General features: G+C 49.7%; 2 tRNA genes. Both read right to left on the reverse strand.

Annotated features, from left to right (window positions below):
• Positions 1-183 precede the first annotated feature (183 nt).
• A tRNA-Ala gene (locus AB204_RS20215) sits at positions 184-259 on the reverse strand.
• A gap of 51 nt (positions 260-310) precedes the next feature.
• Positions 311-387, reverse strand: a tRNA-Ile gene (locus AB204_RS20220).
• Positions 388-473: the final 86 nt, after the last annotated feature.

Genomic DNA, 473 nt, shown 5'->3' on the forward strand with positions numbered 1-473 from the left:
TAACCTCACAACCCGAAGGTGTCTTCGGACTGGAGTTTGAGAGACTTCTCAATGCCGTGTATTTAACCGGCACCGAGTGTTTCAAATTTTCAGCTTGTTCCAGATTGTTAAAGAGCATAGATTTCACAATATACCGGGGTTCCCGGTACATTCTGAAATCAAATAGTTGCGTGAAAGAGACAATGGTGGAGCTAAGCGGGATCGAACCGCTGACCTCCTGCGTGCAAGGCAGGCGCTCTCCCAGCTGAGCTATAGCCCCATTGATTGTACGTTATCCGCCCCTTCGCTTAGCCGTCCGGGCAAGCAAAATTGGTAGGCCTGAGTGGACTTGAACCACCGACCTCACCCTTATCAGGGGTGCGCTCTAACCACCTGAGCTACAAGCCTAGACCGATACCGTCTCTTTCTGTATCAGACAATCTGTGTGAACACTCAACATTTCACTATCTTCGGTTAAGGAGGTGATCCAACCG

The organism is Xenorhabdus khoisanae, assembly GCF_001037465.1.
Lineage (GTDB): Bacteria > Pseudomonadota > Gammaproteobacteria > Enterobacterales > Enterobacteriaceae > Xenorhabdus > Xenorhabdus khoisanae.